Source organism: Endozoicomonas acroporae, from assembly GCF_002864045.1.
GTDB lineage: Bacteria > Pseudomonadota > Gammaproteobacteria > Pseudomonadales > Endozoicomonadaceae > Endozoicomonas > Endozoicomonas acroporae.
On sequence record NZ_PJPV01000304.1, the window covers coordinates 1 to 784 of the forward strand.

Consider the following 784-nt stretch of genomic DNA (forward strand, 5'->3'; position numbering starts at 1 on the left):
CACTCTTCCGCCATGGCCCACAGCAGGTTGGTGATTTGCCGAGGAATGAATTGGGTTTTCTGTGTGTTCACATGGGGCAACAGCGCGGCCGCAGCCTCTTTGAGCTCTGGCATCTGCTCCTGCCCGTTGTCCACCAGTTTCGCCATGGCCCACAGCAGGTTGGTGACACCCTGGGCATTAAATTGGTTTTTCTGTGCGTTCACGTGGGGCAATAGCACGGCCAAGGCCTCTTCGAACCCTGATATTGGCTCATGTCCGTTGTCCAGCAGTTTTGCCATGGCCCACAGCAGGTTGACAGTACCCTGTGGTTTAAAGTGAGCTTTCTGTGCGTTTACGTGGGGCAACAGCGCGGCCACGGTCTCTTTGAGTTCTGGTGTTTGTTCCTGCCCGTTGTCCACCAGTTTCGCCATGGCCCACAGCAGGTTGGTGATTCCCTGGGCATTAAGTTGGTCTTTCTGTTCGTGCACGAGGAGCAACAACGCGGCCACGGCCTGGTTGAGCTCTGGTGTCCGCTCCTGCCCGTTGTCCACCAGTTTCGCCATGGCCCACAGCAGGTTGGCAATATGCTGAGCATCAATATTGCTCTTTCTGTGCTTTTGGTTGCACTTGAATATGATTGCATCCAGTAGCGTTGACAATAAGCCTGCTTGAGTGAACTGAACACGCTCATCCATGGGTTGATGAGGGGTAAAAACACCCGCTGAAGTCAATGAGTGCAGTGAGCGTCGTCATGCTTCACTCAATTCCAGCTCCGCGTTGCTGCGAAATTTTGCAGCAAATGCAG

Annotated in this window: 1 protein-coding gene; it reads right to left on the reverse strand. The window is 54.0% G+C overall.

Going from position 1 to position 784, the window contains the following annotated elements:
• On the reverse strand, nucleotides 1–674 hold a 674-nt coding region (locus CX664_RS25430), incomplete at its 3' end, for a DUF1601 domain-containing protein (protein ID WP_146000391.1).
• Between the last annotated feature and the right edge of the window lie 110 nt (nucleotides 675–784).